We start from the raw sequence: 18,637 nt of genomic DNA on the forward strand, positions 1-18,637 counted from the left end.
CAAAAGGGGGTTATTAGCCCCCCGAAATTTTGACCTTGAACTTCATCGCTTCTAATATTTGTTTGAGCTTGTCTCGGTCATCTCCTTGTATTTCAATGACACCTTCTTTTACCGCACCGCCTTGACCCATCTTACTTTTTAGTGTTTTGGCGAGTTTCTTTAAATCATGCTCAGACGGGTCAATACCAACAACCAGCATCACGCCTTTCCCTTTACGGCCTTTGGTTTGCCTTTCAATGCGGACTGCCCCATCTTTAAATAGACGGACTTCAGGTTCATTGTTTTCGCTCTCAGGTTTAATACGACCAAACTCAGTTGAATAAACAAGATTATTTTCAGACATTTTTCAGTGCTCTTTTGTTTCCATCCCTGAATAATAACAGTTTAGTAGATAGCATTGAACACATCTTGATAATGGTATGATTTTTATGCATTTAAATAAATTTTGATAATAAGTTCGATATTTTTTGGCGATTATTCCTAAACAAGTTATATTTAAGAACAACGGATGAATAACAAATTCGAACCATATTAGGAGGTTATAATGAGTTTGAGCAAGAGCGCTTCTGCCGATGGCAAAACGTTGACGATACAGATAAAAGGAAAGTTTGATTTCAATTTGGTTCAGTCTTTCCGTCAAGCGTATGCTGAGGTAGATGGGCAAACGGATAAGGTAATTATCGATTTGCGAGAAACTGATTATATGGATAGTTCTGCCCTTGGTATGCTTTTAAATATGAAGAAAACGTTGGGTGAATCTGTGTCGAGTATTACAATTAGCAACTGTCGTCCTCAACTGAAGAAAATATTGCAAATCTCTCGTTTTGATAAAAAGTTTGATATTGACTAATTTAGATTAGACCCTACCTTGCGTATTTTAGTCGTTGATGACCAACCCTTAAACTGCACTTTGCTTAAAACTATGCTCGAGCAACAAAGTTATCTGGTCGAGCTTGCAAGCAACGGGCAACAAGCGCTTGAAAAGTTAAACGAGCACTCTATTGATATCGTTTTGCTTGATGTCATGATGCCTGTAATGGATGGTTTTGAAACTGCACCACTCATTAAGCAGCAAGCTGGGGATGTTTATTTACCAATTATATTTATTACTGCGCTTGAAGATCACCAGAGTTTTGAAAAATGTCTTGAGGTGGGTGGTGATGACTTTATCCACAAACCTTTCGATAAAATCATTCTTTCAGCCAAAATTAAAGCGCATGCAAGAACACGTCGTTTAAGCCAAGAAGCCAATAGGCAAAAAAAAGAGCTCGAATACCACTATAACCAAACTGAGCGTGAGCATGAAATTGTAGAGCACATTTTTAGCAATGCGCTCTCGCAACAGAAAAGTTTTCCAAACATTTGTGACTTCCACCTATCCCCTGCGTCTATGTTCAATGGCGACATGCTCTTAATGGCACAGAGTCCGCTCGGTGGTTTCTATTGTTTATTGGGTGATTTTACAGGTCATGGTTTAGCAGCTGCAGTGGGTGCTTTACCTGCCTCTCGTATCTTTTATGCGATGGTGGCGAAAGGTATGGCGGTGAGTGACATCGCTTACGAATTAAATAATGCACTGGCAGAATTATTACCTGGACATATGTTTTGTGCTGCAGCGATCATAGAGTTAAGTGAATCAGGGCGTAGTGTTTCAGCCTGGTTAGGTGGTATACCGGATATCTACTTAATAGATAAAAGCGGTGCGGTAATTAAAACCCTTGAGTCACAGCATATGGCATTGGGCATTCTAGAGGCGGACGAATTTGAGCGAAACATTGTTCATTTTGAAGTGAATGACGCGCATAGAATTGTCATGGCGACAGATGGCATCGTTGAAACAGAAAGCAAACAAGGTGAAATGTTTGGTGAAGAGCGCTTAAAGGCGACACTCGCCAGCAGAACAAACATAGGCACCGAAGATATTATTGCTCAAGTACATCAGTTCTCTGGTCACAGTGAGCAACAAGATGATTTGAGTATCGCGATTATAAACTGTGTCGCGAATCCGCTGGTTATCAATTCAGAGGTGAGCTACTCTCAGTTGCCATTTGATTTTCACGTTGTGTTAAACGCAGAACAAATGAAACGAAATGATCCCATTTTAGAATTAGTAAACATGTTAAGTACGGTTGAAGGGGTTGATAATCACCGTTCAAATATTTTTCTACTGCTTTCTGAGGCCTATAACAACGCATTAGATCATGGGGTGCTGGGGTTAGATTCAGACATCAAAAATCAAGAAGATGGATTTTTTATTTTCTATCAAATGCGTGAAGAAGCATTGGCAAAATTGCAAGAAGCTCGGATCGAAATAAGTGCAAATTACGAACCTCAGCATCAACACATTAGATTTACCATTACAGACTCTGGCACAGGCTTTCATGTAAAAGAAGATAGCACAGCTTCTTTGTGTCAAGAGCATGGCAGAGGGGTTGGCTTACTAAACGAAATAGCCCATTCTGTGTCTTATAATGAAACTGGCAACTGTGTCGAACTTATATACTCATTAAATAACAATCCTTATATTTCTTGATTGAACTTCTAGGCGATTACTGAACAGCTTAATTTAAGTGTATAAAACTTTTTCTTCGAAAAGTCATATCTCAAAGTCAAATAAGCCATAGCGCTGTAGCTTTCCACCAAAAAAACCTTTATCCGAAATTAATTCTTACTTCCACTGGTCTTTAATGTTTCTCAATGAATTGGCTTTGTACCTTTGCAAAGCTAATTTTGTGTGTTAAGTTTCGGGTATCTGGATGTTTGGATGGCTAAAATGATTTCTTCTTATCTTTCACTTTCGGGCGTAACTACATCGCCTTCACTTGTTGAGCAAGCACTAGCAGAATTAGATGCATTTCTAAATTCTGAACAAGGCACTGCGGATGCGGTTTGGTCTTATTTGATCCCTGAATTAGGGGAAGGCGGAAGCTGCAGTTTATTTGGTCAACTACAAGATGCGCCTTTTGAGTTAGAAAGCTACATCAATAATAACCAAGAAAATAAAGTATTATTGGAAAAGCTCAATGCGATTGTGCAATTCGTTGTTGATAAAACACAGGTGGATTGGTTTGGTATTTATGCAAATAACTTAACCCCTGAAGGTGAGCAGTTACTTAAACTGGCTTATCATGGCGCACCAAGCCGTCCTTTGTTTCCGCTTACAGAAGATTTTGCAAAGATAAGTAATAACGTACAAGTTGCCTTATCTTCTAAAGGTCGAGTTGTGAATGATGTCGCTGAATACGTAGCGCAAGGTGGTGAGTATTATACCTGTGATCCTAAAGTACAATCTGAAGCATGTTTACCTATGTTTGATAACATTTCAGGCTGTACTGGTATCATCGATGCCGAGGCGTTTTCAACTGGCATTTTTGATGAACAGGTGTTGGCAGTTTTAGTTGCCGCCTGTATTAGAATTCCTCAGTATTTACCGCGTTCGTAGCACTCGAGTTCTTAAAATTTTATGTTACTATTAACGCAGTTTTAATATCAATTGCATTGAATTTATGTTCATTTATTGCGACTGAAAAATGGTCAAAGAATGAGAAAGAAATGACGTGATATAGTTATTCTATATGAGAAGTTTCTGACGAAATTATTGGACCATTTAGCTCGCTAGAATGAACACTTAGTTGATAAAATTGATATCACCCTGGTTATGCCTTGTAAATACTCTGCGCGTTTATGAGGCACACTGACAAATAACTAAATTAAGAGATGACCTATGTTCTCAGAATTAAAACCGTTACCAACTGATCCAATTTTGGGTCTTATGGCTGCTTACAAACAAGATACTAACCCTAATAAAATCGATCTTGGTGTTGGTGTTTACAAAGATGAGCAAGGTAATACCCCTGTACTAAGAGCTGTAAAGAAAGCTGAAGCTTTTCGTTTAGAAAACGAAACCACTAAGTCTTACATTGGTCTTGCTGGTAATTTAGATTTTTGTCAGAAAATGGAAACCCTGCTATTAGGTGAGCACAGCACGTTACTTGCTAACCGTGTTCGCACTGCACAAGCGCCAGGTGGTACAGGTGCATTACGTGTTGCTGCTGAATTCATCAAGCGTTGTAATACTGATGCGACAGTATGGGTAACAACACCAACTTGGGCTAACCACATCAGCTTATTTGAAGCGGCGGGCCTAACAGTTAAAGAATACCCGTATTACGACTACGAAAATAAAGGCTTGTTGTTCGATGAAATGATCGACACGCTTAAACAAGTACCTAAAGGTGACGTGGTTCTTTTACATGCTTGTTGTCACAACCCAAGTGGTATGGACTTAAACGAAGAACAGTGGAAAATCGTTGCTGAACTTGCGAAAGAAGTGGGCTTCACACCGTTAATCGACATTGCTTACCAAGGTTTTGGTGCTAGCCTTGACGAAGATGCAAAAGGCTTACGTTTATTAGCAGATGCAGTTGACGAGCTGATCATTTGTTCTTCATGTTCTAAGAACTTTGGCCTTTACCGTGAGCGTATCGGTGCATGTTCAATCATTGCTAAAGACAGTGCGAATGCTGATATTTCTAACTCAGTATTATTAAGCGTTGTTCGTAGTATTTACTCTATGCCGCCAGCACATGGTGCAGACATCGTAAATACGATTTTAGGTAGTACAGAACTAACTCAAGAGTGGCATGATGAGCTTGATGAAATGCGTAACCGTATCAATGGTCTACGTACATTGATCAAAGATAGCTTAGCAGCGCAAGGTGTAGCACAAGACTTCTCTTTCATTGATAAGCAAAACGGTATGTTCTCTTTCTTAGGTATTAATAAAGAGCAAATCGAGCGCCTACAAAAAGAATATGCAATCTATATTGTGGGTTCTAGCCGTGTAAACGTTGCTGGTGTGAGCCAAGCTAACATTGAGTACTTCTCGAAAGCGGTAGCTGAAGTATTAAAATAATTAAGCATTACGCTTAATTAAATGCCACTTTTGATAAGTGGCATTTTTGTTTCTAGATTGTGCTTTCCTTTGTTTTGAAGTGGATGCAAATCTCTCGCAAATTGCCTGTTTTAGTGCAGTTTGTTATAAGTAAGTAGAAGATGTTCCCAGCATTTTCTAGTCGTAAGGTTTATGTAACCGTTACAATCCGCCTAATGTCAGTCTGTAAGGTATGTTTATGCGTCATGAAATTTGGCAGCAGCTTCGTCAAGAAGCAACAGAGTTAGTAAGTAGAGAGCCTCTTTTGGCAAGCCATGTTTACTCGAGTGTTTTAAATCACGAGTGTTTAGGCTCTGCGTTAAGTTTTATTGTTGCAAACAAGCTTGCAGATGCGGTGGTCTCGGCTTTTACAATTCGTGAATTGTTCGACCAAGCCTTTGTTGACTGCGACAGAATGTTGACTCATGTTGCCCATGACATAAAAGCAGTTAAAGATCGTGACCCAGCGGCCGATAGTTATTTAACTGTTATTTTGAACTTGAAGGGTTTTCATGCAATCCAAGCACACAGACTTGCACATTGCCTCTGGCGTCAGAACCGCAAAGAGCTCGCACGTTTCATCCAAAGCCGTACCTCTGAAGTTTTTGGCGTTGACATCCATCCTGCTTGTAAAGTCGGTCATGGCATTATGTTTGACCACGCTACTGGCATCGTAATTGGTGAAACCGCGGTAATCGAGGACAATGTATCAATCTTACAATCTGTGACACTCGGTGGTACGGGTAATGAACAAGGCGATCGCCACCCGAAAATCAGAGCGGGTGTATTGATAGGGGCAGGTGCAAAAGTACTGGGTAACATCGAAGTTGGAGAAGGCGCACGCATAGGCGCAGGTTCAGTGGTGTTAAACCCCGTTGCACCACATACAACAGTTGTAGGTATCCCAGCTAAAGTGGTTGGTAAGCCGAATTGTCCTTGTCCTGCAGAATCGATGGATCAAAACTTCTTAGAGGATGAAGTGTCTTTAGAAAACAAATCCTATACCAGCGCGATGCTATAAAGCATTTATACATAATGACAAAGGCTGCTACTGTGCAGCCTTTGTTGTTTCTAGAGTGTGGTTAACTGTGGTGTGAATTTCACCATCATGGACTTGAGTAATCAGTGTTTCTCCTGCTTTTACTTGTCCAATCGATTTCACCACATGCTCGCCTTTCTTGGTAATTGAATAGCCTCTAGCTAACACGCCCAGTGGGCTGATGCTTTCAAGTCTTGCCGCTAGCATGGCTAACTGTTGCTGTGCCACCTGCTGGTTTTTATTTTGTGCGTTCAATAATCTTTGCTCTAACTGCTGTAGCGCATCTTTTGATTGAGAAAGTCGACGCTCAGGGTGTTGATGTTGGAACCTTTGCTGCAGCAGATTCAGTTGATTATTTTTTTGATTTAGCTGAGCATGCACGCCGCGTTGTAATCGCATTGAAAGCTCGTCTAAACGCTGTGTCTGTTGCTGCAGTTGACTATTGGGATGTTGCAGCTTGAGTCGCTGTAATAGTGCATTGTTAGTTTGCTTCGCTTCTTTGATTTTACTCAGCATTAAATGACTTAAGCGTGCGTACTTTTCAATAATGTGCTTTTTAATCGCATGCTGATCAGGGCTGACTAGTTCAGCGGCTGCTGATGGAGTAGGGGCTCTTAAATCAGCAACATAATCCGAAATGGTGGTATCTATTTCATGACCCACTGCACTGATAATAGGTAAACGACTGGCAAATATCTCACGGGCTAAATGCTCTTCGTTAAAGCACCATAAATCTTCTAACGAGCCACCGCCACGTCCCACAATCAGCACGTCGACTTCATTTCGGGTATTTGCCAAACGAATTTTCTCTGCAATTTGCAGGTGAGCATCGCTGCCTTGCACTTGAGTCGGGTAAACGATAACTTCAAGTTGTGGTGCGCGGCGCTTCATTACCGTCAAAATGTCTTTAATTGCCGCGCCTGTAGCAGAGGTAACAACACCTACTTTTCTTATTTCAGTTGGCAGAGGTTGTTTATGTGCACTGCTAAATAGTCCCTCAGCAGCAAGTTGTAACTTGAGCGCTTCAAACTGTTGTTTCAGTTGGCCTTCACCAGCAGGTTCCATATGCTCAACAATCAGTTGATATTCACCGCGAGGTTCATATACAGAGACGCGTGCCGTGACAACCACTTGGGCACCATTATTAGGCTTATATTTACTGTATCGATTATTACCTCGCCACATGGCAGCCTTAATTTGTGCTTTGTCATCTTTTAAAGAGAAGTACCAATGGCCAGAAGCCGGTGCAACAAAGTTAGAAATTTCTCCGGTTAGCCTTAAAGAAGCAAAACCTTGTTCTAAAATGCCGCGAATTTCTTTATTAAGCTTTGAAACTGAATAAACTTGGTGTTGTGGAGCTGAAGAAACTGAGAATGTCATCATTGGCCTCTGAAAAAATTACCGCGAAACTTTAGCATATTTTTTGAAAAAAAGATTTACTCACTACAGCAACGCTGATAAAATTCGCACGCAATTCCTATTACTCAATTCCACGTGAGAGATACCGCAAACATGCTAAGAATTGCAAAAGAAGCCCTAACTTTCGATGATGTGCTACTCGTCCCAGCACACTCTACCGTATTACCTCATACCGCTGATTTAAAAACGCGTTTGACGCGTGGTATTGATTTAAACCTACCTCTTGTTTCTGCTTCAATGGATACTGTAACTGAAGCGCGCCTAGCTATTGCACTTGCGCAAGAAGGCGGCATTGGTTTTGTTCACAAGAACATGACAATTGAAGAGCAAGCGAGAAATGTTCGTAAGGTTAAAGCTTACGAAGCGGGTATTGTGTCTTTCCCTGTGACTGTGACAGCTGACCTGACTATTGAAGGTGCACTTGAGCTTGCACACGAGAAAGGTTTCTCTGGTTTCCCTGTCGTTGATGAGAATAATAAACTAGAAGGCATCGTAACTAGCCGTGATATGCGTTTTGAAACGCAACTAGATAAGCCAGTTTCTTCAGTAATGACGAAAAAAGCGGACCTTGTGACGGTAAAAGAAGGTGCTGCACGTGAAGAGATCTTAGGTCTGATGCACGAGCACCGCATTGAAAAAATCTTAGTTGTTGATGATGCGTTTGCATTAAAAGGCATGATCACAGTTAAGGATTATCAAAAAGCACAAGAAAAGCCGAATGCATGTAAAGACGAACAAGGCCGTTTACGTGTAGGTGCTGCTGTTGGTGTGGGTGCAGGTACTGATGAGCGTATCGCAGCACTTGTTGAAGCGGGTGTTGATGTATTACTTATCGATACTTCACACGGTCACTCTCAAGGCGTAATTGACCGTGTTAAAGCAACACGTGAAGCATACCCTGATTTACAAATTGTTGCAGGTAACGTTGCTACAGCTGAAGGCGCAGTTGCGCTAGCTGATGCCGGTGCTGATGCAGTTAAAGTTGGTATTGGCCCAGGTTCAATTTGTACTACTCGTATCGTAACAGGCTGTGGTGTACCGCAAATTACCGCTATCTCTGATGCTGTTGAAGGCTTAAAAGGTCGTGACGTTCCTGTAATTGCTGATGGTGGTATCCGTTTCTCTGGTGATATCGTAAAAGCACTTGTGGCTGGTGCATCATGTGTAATGGTTGGCTCTATGCTTGCTGGTACTGAAGAGTCTCCAGGTGAAGTTGAGCTTTACCAAGGTCGTTACTACAAGTCTTACCGTGGTATGGGTAGCTTGGGTGCGATGAACCAAAAAGAAGGTTCTTCAGATCGTTACTTCCAAAAATCAAATGAAGCAGACAAATTGGTACCAGAAGGTATCGAAGGTCGTGTTGCATATAAAGGTCCTATCGCAACGATTATTCACCAACAAGTGGGTGGTATCCGTAGTGCAATGGGCTTAACTGGCTGTGCAACGATTGCTGAGCTAAATACAAAACCTCAGTTCGTTAAAGTAACGTCTGCAGGTATGGGTGAGTCACACGTTCACGACGTACAGATCACCAAAGAAGCGCCTAACTACCGTATGGGTTAATGCGCAACGCATATTAAAAATTGGGCTAGCTCAGGCTAGCCCTTCTTAATTTTAGGTAAAGTTCGTTTTTGTGCTTTACTAGACTTATCGTTTTCTAACCAACGAGATTATCAATGAGCAAAGACATCCACGATTCCCGCATTTTGATCTTAGATTTCGGTTCTCAGTACACGCAGCTTATCGCGCGCCGTGTTCGTGAAATCGGTGTTTACTGTGAGCTTTGGGCTTGGGACGTAACGGAAGAGCAGATCCGTGAATTCAACCCTCAAGGTATTATTTTATCTGGTGGCCCAGAGTCAACGACTGAAGAAAACAGCCCACGTGCACCTGAGTTTGTATTTAATGCTGGCGTGCCAGTATTAGGCGTATGTTACGGTATGCAGACTATGGCGATGCAGTTAGGCGGCCGAGTTGAAAGCTCAGACAAGAAAGAGTTCGGTTACGCACGTGTTGAAAAACTAGGTAACTGTAAACTATTTGAAGATATTCAAGATCACATCGAGAATGGTTCAGACTTCCTAGACGTGTGGATGAGCCACGGTGACAAAGTAATTGAAGTTCCAGAGACATTTGTAACATCAGCTAAAACTGACACATGTCCTCACGCGGCTATGTCTTGGGAAGAAAAGCGTTTTTATGGTGTTCAATTCCACCCAGAAGTAACACACACACAGCAAGGTCAGCGCCTTTTAGAGCGTTTTGTTATTGACATCTGTGGCTGTGAAAAGCTTTGGACTCCATCGCAAATCATTGAAGATGCCGTTGCTAAGATCAAAGAAAAAGTAGGTGATGACGAAGTTATCCTAGGTCTTTCTGGTGGGGTTGATTCATCAGTAGTAGCCATGCTTATCCACCGTGCAATCGGTAAGAAGCTAACCTGTGTATTCGTTGATAACGGTCTACTTCGTTTGAACGAAGGTCAGCAAGTAATGGAAATGTTTGGTGATAAGTTCGGTCTTAACATCATCAAAGTAGATGCTGAAGAGCAATTCTTAAACGACCTAGCTGGTCTTTCAGATCCAGAAGATAAGCGTAAAGCAATCGGTCATACGTTCATTGACGTGTTCGATGCTGAGTCTAAAAAACTGAAAAATGCGAAATGGTTAGCACAAGGTACAATTTACCCAGACGTGATCGAGTCAGCGGCTTCTAAAACTGGTAAGGCGCATGTGATCAAGTCTCACCATAACGTAGGTGGTCTACCTGACGATATGGAAATGGGTCTAGTTGAGCCGCTTCGTGAGTTATTTAAAGATGAAGTACGTAAGATTGGTCTTGAGTTAGGTTTACCTTACGACATGCTTTACCGTCACCCATTCCCAGGTCCAGGTTTAGGTGTACGTGTACTAGGTGAAATCAAGAAAGAATACTGTGACTTACTTCGTCGTGCAGACGCTATCTTCATTGAAGAACTACATAAAGCCGACATCTACCACAAAGTATCGCAAGCATTCACGGTATTCCTACCGGTTAAATCGGTTGGCGTAATGGGTGATGCACGTAAATACGACTGGGTCGTATCACTTCGTTGTGTAGAAACAATCGACTTTATGACAGCGCGTTGGTCACACCTACCTTATGATTTCTTAGGTCTAGTATCAAACCGCATCATTAACGAGATCGATGGTATCTCACGCGTGGTTTACGATATTTCTGGTAAGCCACCAGCAACCATCGAATGGGAATAATGAGCAAGTAGTTCATTGCTAATTTGATGATTAAAAAGGCGAATAGGTAAAATATTCGCCTTTTTGTTTATTTAAGCCGCAGTTAAACGTTTTTTTGAAATTTTTACTTTACCTTTAAAAAAACCTCTCTATAATGCGACGTCATTGCAGGGGCGTAGTTCCAATTGGTAGAACAGCGGTCTCCAAAACCGATGGTTGCGGGTTCGAGTCCTGCCGCCCCTGCCACTTCTTACTTTGCTTTCTTTGCTACAAACCTTTATATTCTCAAAAAAATTCTTCAAGATTTAACTATGCGCGCATTGCATGCTGATGTTTTAGGTATTACACCACTTAAACTCAATTCACATTTTGCTCCAGAGACACCTGAGTCTGAAATGAACTCGGCTGATCACAAAGAGATGCCTTTAATGGCTTCTGAGCAGCAAACTGAGCAATATGAGTTACTAACCCTACCTTATCAATTACATGCTGATTTATTATTGCTACAGCCCGCAGGCTTCGCTGAAATAATAAAGGGCGATAGCGTCAAGCTGCAGAACAATATTCTTACTCTGCCTTCGGAGAACCTTACGGTTGAGCACAAACGTGCGTTATGGAAGTTATTACATGACAACTAAAATAGTTACGGGCTTGCTTAATGACATGCCGCTTGAAACCATTATGGATATTGAAGAGGCATGCCATAGTTTCCCTTGGAGTGCTAAAACCATGCAATCCTGTTTAGGTGGCCGATACTACAATGCGGGTTTATTGTTAGGTGATGAATTGGTTGGCTTTTATGTTGTCGAGCAGGTTGGGCCTGATCACACCTTAATGGATATTTGTGTTGCCCCTAAGTACCAAGGGCGAGGCTATGCAAAACAACTTATGGCCCATTTGCTGGAACAAGCGAAAATACTTGGCGCTGAGAGCTGTTTTTTAGAAGTAAGAGAATCAAACCTAAGCGCGATTGCGGTTTATCAAAAGTTTGATTTTTCAGAAGTGGGTTTACGAAAAAACTATTACCCAGCGAAAGAGGGTAAAGAGCATGCTGTATTAATGGCGAGAAGCTTCTTTTAAAAAGCGCCAACGCCATTTAATCTTTATCTTTAGTTTGCTGTGCCAAAGTGTATTTGATGGCTTCACAGAGATTTAGCTGCGTATATTGCCATTGAGTTTGCTGGTTGGTCATTAGGCTATTCTCAAGCTCTTCAGCAGCACTGTGAATGTTCATAAAACCAAAGCAGCCAGCACTGCCTTTTAAGCTATGAGCAAGCGCTCTGAGCGATTCCCACTCTTGATTATCATAGAAGGTCTGCAGTTGCTTAAGGTAATCAGGCAACTTTTCCATATAATTTTTATTTATCTGTACAAACTTTTCACTGGCTAAGAGTGAATCCCATTTCGATTGGCTCGCCGCTTGGATCTGTAGGTGCTCTAAAAGTACTTGACCAAGTTGCTTTTTATCGATTGGTTTTGCCAAGGTTGCATCACAGCCAGCAGCAAGGTAAGACTCAACATCATGCTTCATGACATTCGCCGTGAGTGCGATGATAGGGCCATCGTAGGCCGCGTGCCTGAGCATTTCTGTGGCTTCAAGACCACCCATAACAGGCATCTGCATATCCATCAAAATCAGTTGGTAATCATTAACTAATGCTTTCTCAACTGCTTCAGCGCCGTTATTGGCTATATCCGGCTTAATTCCCCATGCATCAAGCAGTAAGCAGATCAATTCTTGGTTATCAGGATTATCTTCGGCCAGTAGAATATTGGCATCAAACTGGGTTGCTGCCAGCTCTTGTGAGGCATCAGGAGTATGTGCTGATTCTTCTAACTTATTGATAAGTTGGTAGTCACCATTCGGGAAGTTTGCAAGAACTCGAATGGTAAACTTACTACCCACACCTTGCTCACTCAATACTTCTACATCACCACCGAGAAGTTGGGCTAAATTTTTAGAAATACATAGGCCTAACCCTGTTCCACCGAAGCGGCGTGTGGTGGTGCTATCTGCTTGCTCGAAGGGTTTAAAGACGCGTTTGATTTCACCTTCAGACATGCCGATACCGGTATCTTCAATAACAAATTCAACACTCTGGCTCTGGTGAATAAATCGTACACTTAAACGAATTCCACCGTGCTCAGTAAATTTCACGGCGTTGGTGGTAATGTTTAATAGGATCTGTTTTAAACGGGTAATATCGCTGTAAATGGAGCGCGGCAACGGGAATTGGTAATCCATTGAAAAAGACAGCTGCTTTTCTTGTGCCAGTGGCGCGATGATCGACTCAACATCTTCAAGCAAAGGCTGTAGTTTGAAAGGGCGATTTTCTACATCAAGTTTTTCAGCTTCAATTTTCGATAAATCTAGGATGTTATTTATCAGCTCTAATAAGTGCTTTGAGTTTCGCAGTACTGTGCTTAAGTGATTTCGATTGGCGGTAGCTTGCGGGTTGATAATCAACTGCTCGGTAAAGCCCATAATCGCAGTCAGAGGGGTGCGGATCTCATGACTCATATTGGCTAAGAAGCGACTTTTTAAATCACTCGCCTGTTCAGCCTCTTTAATCGCGATTTCGAGTTGTTGATTTGTTTCTTCTAGCTCTTTAGTGCGCACATCAACCATTTCTTCTAAGTGTAACTTGTAGGTTTTAAGTTCAGATTGAGAATCTCTGATCTGTTTTACCATGTGGTTGAAGTCTCTGAATAAAAGCCCGACTTCATCGTTGCTTTGTTCTGGTAAAGAAACTGATAAATTACCATCACCGACCTTATGACTTGCAGCACCAAGTAATTCAATCGGATTTAAAAGTAGGTTCCTAACCACGATAAAAATCAAAATAGGGAGCGTGATCACAGACAAAATGACGATTAAAGCCGTGATCAAACTAATTGCTTTACCCGACTGATACAGAAGTGCTTTTGGAATACTCGATAAATAATAATAACCACCACTTAATTGCACCGCATAAACCATACGCTCTATGTTATCTACACTCGACAACTTGATTGACTTAAGCGTACTGCGCTCAGCAGTGTCTTGTATTTTATGGGTTTCTTCGACGTTCAACGATTGCGCATATAGACTTGGATCTGAGCTGAATAAGATTTCACCCTGCTGAGTGATCAATAAATTTAAAGTATTATTGTATGGTGACTCTAAGATACTTGAGTGAATTACCGAAGGGTCAACTTGAACTATGATGTAGCCTTGTTGTTTTGGTCTTTTGAGCTGGAAATCAACACTGAAAATTTGCTGTACAAGATAAATATGTGTGGTGTTGTTCTCAGTCGGCACCATGAATTTCTGCTGCCGCATACTGCTATTTTTTACTTGATCAAAAAACGGATAGCTTTGTGGTGCCTGATTTAAATTATTCGCATAGTACGCTTTTGATTCACCCTCAGGTGAAACTAGGTTTATACTCAAAATGTCAGGGTAAGCATCGCTGTAACTGGCAAATACATCCATTAAAGCGCCAAGCCGAGCGGTTTTTTCAAAAGGCGTTTCAAAATCTTTGGCAAGGAAATCGCTTAATACTGGAGAAGTTGAGAGTAGTTTGGTGGTTGACTGATAAATTTCAATATAGTTGAACATCTTCTGATGTTGTTGTTCAACAAATCGACTTACTGTTAATTTTGCTTGTTTTTGTGTTGAGCTAGTAACGTTAGTTAAGGTGAAACCACCTAAAAACAGCAAAGGTAAAATCACTAATGGAGTGATGTACCATAATAATTTTATACTTAACTTGCTGGTTTTCATGCGATTTAAATAACGTCCTAAATGTTCTTCTTGTTAGCATAATGGAACAAAGCCCAAGTATCTAATCCTAAGACAATGCGGCTTTTTTAACAAGTCATATGCGCTATGTTCATACTTGTTTAATAAAGCAACTATTTTGCTTCAAATAAACATTGAGTGAATACAAGGTCATCTATAAGTTGATAGTGAACATTAACTTCTAAACCAGTTTGCACTTGTTTGCTTAAGTTATGCATTATTTCAAAAGTTAAAACAGTCTCGTTTAATGCAATTAATCTTGCTTTATCGAATCCAAAATATTTTTTCACGAAAGGATAGAGGGCTTTATAAATACTTTCTTTGGCAGAAAAAATAACGCTGAGGGGATGTGTTACTTGCTTACTAAGTTCATGAAATTGTGTTTTTTCGTCATCTCGTAATATGTGTGTTTGCAGTTTTGTCTCTTGACTATCTTTCATCAATTTTTCGACATCAATCCCCACGCTTATGGCGCGATCCTGCAAGCCAGCTATCGCAGCAGCAATGCCCTTGGTATGGGTAATTGAACCAAATGTACCTGCCGGCCAAATTGGCACTCTATCATCAGCAGTGTGAACTATCGGGTTATCAATGTTTAGTGCTGTTAATGCCTGGGTGGCACAAATTCGCCCTGCTAAATATTCGGCTTGACGTTTGTGAACTGCTTTTTTTATACGTTCAGGCAGCGGCTGGTTGAATAAATCAAAACTGTGAGTTTCATAGCTGTCTGCATCGAATTCAAGCACCACGAGTTCAAGCGCGAGATGATTCTTAAAAACAGACGATTCGGTTACTTGCATTGCACACTCCTTTTAAGGGGGCTGAGTGTCATTTATTTGTATTTAAATCGCAAGCTTTTCTCAGCAGAATAAAGGATGGACTACTTAAGCGGTCCATAAGTTTTACAAAAGTTTACCTGCTTTTCTTCAATTCAACTTTTAGGATGAAGCTAAAGTAAAAACGGCTTAGCTCGGCCACTAAACACAAACTTTGTTACAAACGCAGAAAGTTATTTTGTAATAAAAACCAAGGTTTGAGGTCTTAGTTTAAGACGGATGAAATGGATTGATACTATGCAGCAGAGTCAAACTTTGTGTTATCTAAGTGCATCGCCTTGGCAGCTATTAAGAAAAACCACCGCTATTTTATTGCCAGCGATTTGCATTCTATTAGCCTATGACGTAGTCGAATCGTCGGTGATAGCCAATACCAATGAGCAACTTCTACAACTCTATGGGTATGCCCAGCCTTTATTTATAATTTTGATGGCTTTTGCTGTTGCGCTGTCGGTGCGAACAAATATGGCCATGGTGCAATTGGTCGACCAGAAAAATAAAGGATTGTTTGCTCATATTCGCTTTGGAGTCTTTGCCAGTGTCGCTGTATCTATTTTCTTATTACTTACATTAGATGAAATACTGGCCTTATTCGGTTTAGCTGAGTGGTTGAGTACTTTATCGGACGTGCAGTCTGTCGAGTTTACTTCAGAGATCATGTCGTTTTTAACAGTGCGGATCAGCACACTCTTTGCTCTAGTGATTATTTGGCAAGTGAGCAGCGCGCTCAGAGCGTTAAACGATTGTTGGTACTCGGCACTGTATTTATTGCTTTGGATGATGTGTAAATCAATTGGTTTGTTAGTGTTAGCTCAGCAAAGCGAGCTTCATTTGCTGAGTTCTCTAGCCCAGTTGCATGCTTTTGTTGATGTTTTATTTGCAGCGATAGGTTTAAGCCTTGTATTTATGAGGCATAAATCGAGTTTATTTGCATCGGACAAATCAGTAAATGGAAATTTAGATACGATACTCATTATTTGTCAGCAGTTAATACCTGCATGCTCTCTTGCGCTATTAACTTATATCGCCAGCCAGTTTGATGCGGCTTTTATCGCAGTATTTGCTTTAACCTTTAAGATAGAAGCATTGGCTTTATTGATCCCTATGGTGCTGACCGCTTCATTACCTGCAATAGTGGGCGTCAATTATTGGTCGAACAATAAAAAACGTGCTGTGAGTATCTTAAAAAGTGCGTTTTATCTCATTATTGCTATGCAATGTGTAATAGCCGTTTTACTTTATCTATTTCAGTCACAGCTGTTTGCTGGGATCTGCCCCGATTGTCAGCAAATTACCTTGTTAAAATACTTCATTCAATTCTTACCCATCAGTTATGTAGGCTTAGGTATGGTTATGGTGTATGTCTCTTGTTTGAATGCCATGGGTAAGAGTAAACAAGCCATGGTGTTTTTAGCTTTCCATCGTTTATTGCTTATCCCAGTTTTGGCTGTGTTGGGGCTTAATCTATTAGGTAATTTGGGGTTGTTTATTGGTTTAGCAGTATCGCATTTGGTTATGGGGGGTTTTGTATTTTATCAAATCACTGTTGTTTACAGTCGTTCAAGTGATGAACAAAACGACATGGCTCAATTAGATTTGCAAACAGAAAAAATTTAACTATTTGAGAAGAAAAAGTTGTTATAAAAACCGCTGCACGATTGAGTATCTTGGCAAGATAAGCGAAAATAGTCGATTAACTGATATTCATAGCCTGAGCAGGGCAAGTAATTTCATTTTTCTTGTGCTGTGCTCAACTTAAGAGAAGATTTTAATCGATGTCAAACGCTTCAATTCCTCAGGAAGTCTCGAAAAGACGGACTTTCGCGATTATCTCGCACCCGGATGCGGGTAAAACCACCATCACAGAAAAAGTACTTTTATTCGGAAAGGCCTTACAAAAGGCCGGTACGGTAAAAGGCCGTGGTTCAAACCAGCACGCTAAATCTGACTGGATGGAAATGGAAAAAGAGCGTGGTATCTCAGTAACAACCTCTGTGATGCAGTTCCCGTATAACGATGCATTGGTGAATCTACTAGATACCCCGGGACACGAAGACTTCTCTGAAGATACTTATCGTACACTGACTGCGGTTGACTCATGTCTGATGGTTATCGATGCGGCAAAAGGTGTAGAAGACCGTACACGTAAACTAATGGAAGTAACGCGCTTACGTGACACACCAATCGTGACTTTCATGAACAAACTTGACCGTGACATCCGTGACCCTATGGAAGTGATGGACGAAGTTGAAACTGAGCTTAACATCATGTGCGCACCTATTACTTGGCCAATCGGCTGCGGTAAAGAGTTTAAAGGTGTGTATCACATTCACCGTGATGAAACGATCCTATACGCAACTGGTCAAGGCCATACTATCCAAGAAAAGCGCATCATTAAGGGCTTAGATAACCCAGACTTAGATGCAGAAATCGGGGATGAATTAGCAGAGCAACTTCGTGAAGAGTTAGAGCTAGTAATCGGTGCATCAAACGAATTTGATCACGAGCTATTCCTATCAGGTGAGCTAACGCCTGTGTACTTTGGTACAGCATTAGGTAACTTCGGTGTTGACCACATGCTTGACGGTTTAACTGAGTGGGCACCAACGCCTATGCCGCGCCAAACTGAAGAGCGTGAAGTCAAAGCTGAAGAAGAAAAGTTCTCAGGTTTCGTATTTAAAATCCAAGCAAACATGGACCCGAAACACCGTGACCGTATCGCTTTCATGCGTATTGTATCGGGTAAATATACCCAAGGTATGAAAATGGACCACGTACGTATCGGCAAAAAAGTCAGTATTTCTGACGCGGTTACTTTCATGGCCGGTGACCGTGAACGTGCGCAAGAAGCGTTTGCAGGTGACATCATTGGTTTGCATAACCACGGTACAATCCAAATCGGTGATACTTTTACTCAAGGTGAGAAGCTTAAGTTCAGCGGTATTCCAAACTTCGCGCCAGAGTTATTCCGTAGCATTCGCTTGAAAGATCCGCTTAAGCAAAAGCAGTTATTAAAAGGCCTAGTTCAGCTTTCAGAAGAAGGTGCGGTACAGGTATTTAGACCATTACAAAATAACAGCCTAATCGTAGGTGCGGTTGGTGTGCTGCAGTTTGATGTGGTTGTTGCCCGTTTGAAAGCGGAATATAACGTAGATGCAATCTACGAGAGTGTGTCAGTACAAACTGCGCGTTGGGTAACCTGCGACGACGATAAGAAAATGGCTGAGTTTAAACGTAAGTGTGAAGCAAACTTAGCCCTTGATGGTGGCGATAACTTAACTTACATTGCACCAAGCCGTGTAAACTTAAACTTATCAATGGAACGCTATCCTGATGTTCAGTTCCACCATACACGTGAACACTAATAAACGCTTAAATTGAATCGAATTTAACCTT

The 18,637-nt window shown here is 41.2% G+C and carries 15 protein-coding genes and 1 tRNA gene; 12 read left to right on the forward strand and 4 right to left on the reverse strand.

Annotated elements, in window-relative coordinates:
• Positions 1-13: 13 nt before the first annotated feature.
• Positions 14-343: a stress response translation initiation inhibitor YciH gene (yciH, locus tag AC1HJP_RS06515; protein ID WP_480361115.1), complete on the reverse strand. Its 330-nt coding sequence runs from the start codon at positions 341-343 to the stop codon at positions 14-16.
• A gap of 201 nt (positions 344-544) precedes the next feature.
• Here yciH and AC1HJP_RS06520 point away from each other — a divergent pair, with 201 nt between their 5' ends.
• The 5 genes from AC1HJP_RS06520 (at position 545) to cysE (ending at position 5,954) form a co-directional block, all read left to right on the forward strand.
• The gene (locus AC1HJP_RS06520; protein ID WP_058030687.1) at positions 545-850 is read left to right on the forward strand and encodes an STAS domain-containing protein; all 306 of its coding nucleotides are present in this window, start codon (positions 545-547) and stop codon (positions 848-850) included.
• 18 nt (positions 851-868) lie between these two features.
• A complete protein-coding gene (locus tag AC1HJP_RS06525; protein WP_480361116.1) occupies positions 869-2,533 on the forward strand; it encodes a SpoIIE family protein phosphatase in 1,665 nt (554 codons plus the stop codon).
• A 240-nt stretch (positions 2,534-2,773) separates the two neighbouring features.
• The gene (locus AC1HJP_RS06530) at positions 2,774-3,442 is read left to right on the forward strand and encodes a GAF domain-containing protein (protein ID WP_480361231.1); all 669 of its coding nucleotides are present in this window, start codon (positions 2,774-2,776) and stop codon (positions 3,440-3,442) included.
• A 282-nt stretch (positions 3,443-3,724) separates the two neighbouring features.
• Positions 3,725-4,915, forward strand: coding sequence for an amino acid aminotransferase (locus tag AC1HJP_RS06535; RefSeq protein ID WP_058030684.1), 1,191 nt, complete (start codon positions 3,725-3,727; stop codon positions 4,913-4,915).
• Between the two features lie 217 nt (positions 4,916-5,132).
• Positions 5,133-5,954, forward strand: a complete 822-nt coding sequence (gene cysE / locus AC1HJP_RS06540) for a serine O-acetyltransferase (protein ID WP_480361117.1) — start codon at positions 5,133-5,135, stop codon at positions 5,952-5,954.
• Positions 5,955-5,981: 27 nt separating this feature from the next.
• On the opposite strand, the gene xseA is transcribed toward cysE, so the two are convergent.
• The gene (gene xseA / locus AC1HJP_RS06545) at positions 5,982-7,352 is read right to left on the reverse strand and encodes an exodeoxyribonuclease VII large subunit (RefSeq protein ID WP_480361232.1); all 1,371 of its coding nucleotides are present in this window, start codon (positions 7,350-7,352) and stop codon (positions 5,982-5,984) included.
• Positions 7,353-7,484: 132 nt separating this feature from the next.
• On the opposite strand from xseA, the gene guaB reads away from it, so the two are divergent.
• The 5 genes from guaB (at position 7,485) to rimI (ending at position 11,701) form a co-directional block, all read left to right on the forward strand.
• Positions 7,485-8,954, forward strand: coding sequence for an IMP dehydrogenase (guaB, locus tag AC1HJP_RS06550; protein WP_480361118.1), 1,470 nt, complete (start codon positions 7,485-7,487; stop codon positions 8,952-8,954).
• Positions 8,955-9,067: 113 nt separating this feature from the next.
• Positions 9,068-10,642 (forward strand): glutamine-hydrolyzing GMP synthase, encoded by a 1,575-nt coding sequence (gene guaA / locus AC1HJP_RS06555; protein ID WP_480361119.1) that lies wholly within the window; start codon positions 9,068-9,070, stop codon positions 10,640-10,642.
• Positions 10,643-10,790: 148 nt separating this feature from the next.
• Positions 10,791-10,867: transfer RNA gene (locus AC1HJP_RS06560), tRNA-Trp, on the forward strand.
• 65 nt (positions 10,868-10,932) lie between these two features.
• Complete coding sequence (locus AC1HJP_RS06565; RefSeq protein ID WP_480361120.1) at positions 10,933-11,259, forward strand: hypothetical protein; 327 nt, start codon at positions 10,933-10,935, stop codon at positions 11,257-11,259.
• Positions 11,249-11,701 carry a ribosomal protein S18-alanine N-acetyltransferase gene (gene rimI, locus AC1HJP_RS06570; protein ID WP_480361121.1) on the forward strand — a complete coding sequence of 151 codons (453 nt, stop codon included), beginning with the start codon at positions 11,249-11,251 and terminating at the stop codon, positions 11,699-11,701. Before AC1HJP_RS06565 ends, rimI begins: the two co-directional genes overlap by 11 nt.
• Positions 11,702-11,717: 16 nt before the next feature.
• Here rimI and AC1HJP_RS06575 read toward each other — a convergent pair whose 3' ends face one another.
• Positions 11,718-14,387: an ATP-binding protein gene (locus AC1HJP_RS06575; RefSeq protein WP_480361122.1), complete on the reverse strand. Its 2,670-nt coding sequence runs from the start codon at positions 14,385-14,387 to the stop codon at positions 11,718-11,720.
• A gap of 131 nt (positions 14,388-14,518) precedes the next feature.
• Positions 14,519-15,205, reverse strand: a complete 687-nt coding sequence (locus AC1HJP_RS06580) for a 4'-phosphopantetheinyl transferase family protein (protein ID WP_480361123.1) — start codon at positions 15,203-15,205, stop codon at positions 14,519-14,521.
• A gap of 273 nt (positions 15,206-15,478) precedes the next feature.
• Between AC1HJP_RS06580 and AC1HJP_RS06585 the strand changes: the two genes are divergently transcribed.
• Together AC1HJP_RS06585 and prfC are read left to right on the forward strand one after the other, a co-directional pair.
• Positions 15,479-16,858 carry an MATE family efflux transporter gene (locus tag AC1HJP_RS06585; RefSeq protein ID WP_480361124.1) on the forward strand — a complete coding sequence of 460 codons (1,380 nt, stop codon included), beginning with the start codon at positions 15,479-15,481 and terminating at the stop codon, positions 16,856-16,858.
• Positions 16,859-17,016: 158 nt separating this feature from the next.
• The gene (gene prfC / locus AC1HJP_RS06590) at positions 17,017-18,606 is read left to right on the forward strand and encodes a peptide chain release factor 3 (RefSeq protein WP_480361125.1); all 1,590 of its coding nucleotides are present in this window, start codon (positions 17,017-17,019) and stop codon (positions 18,604-18,606) included.
• Positions 18,607-18,637: the final 31 nt, after the last annotated feature.

The sequence above is a fragment of the Pseudoalteromonas sp. NFXS53 genome (genome assembly GCF_056629255.1).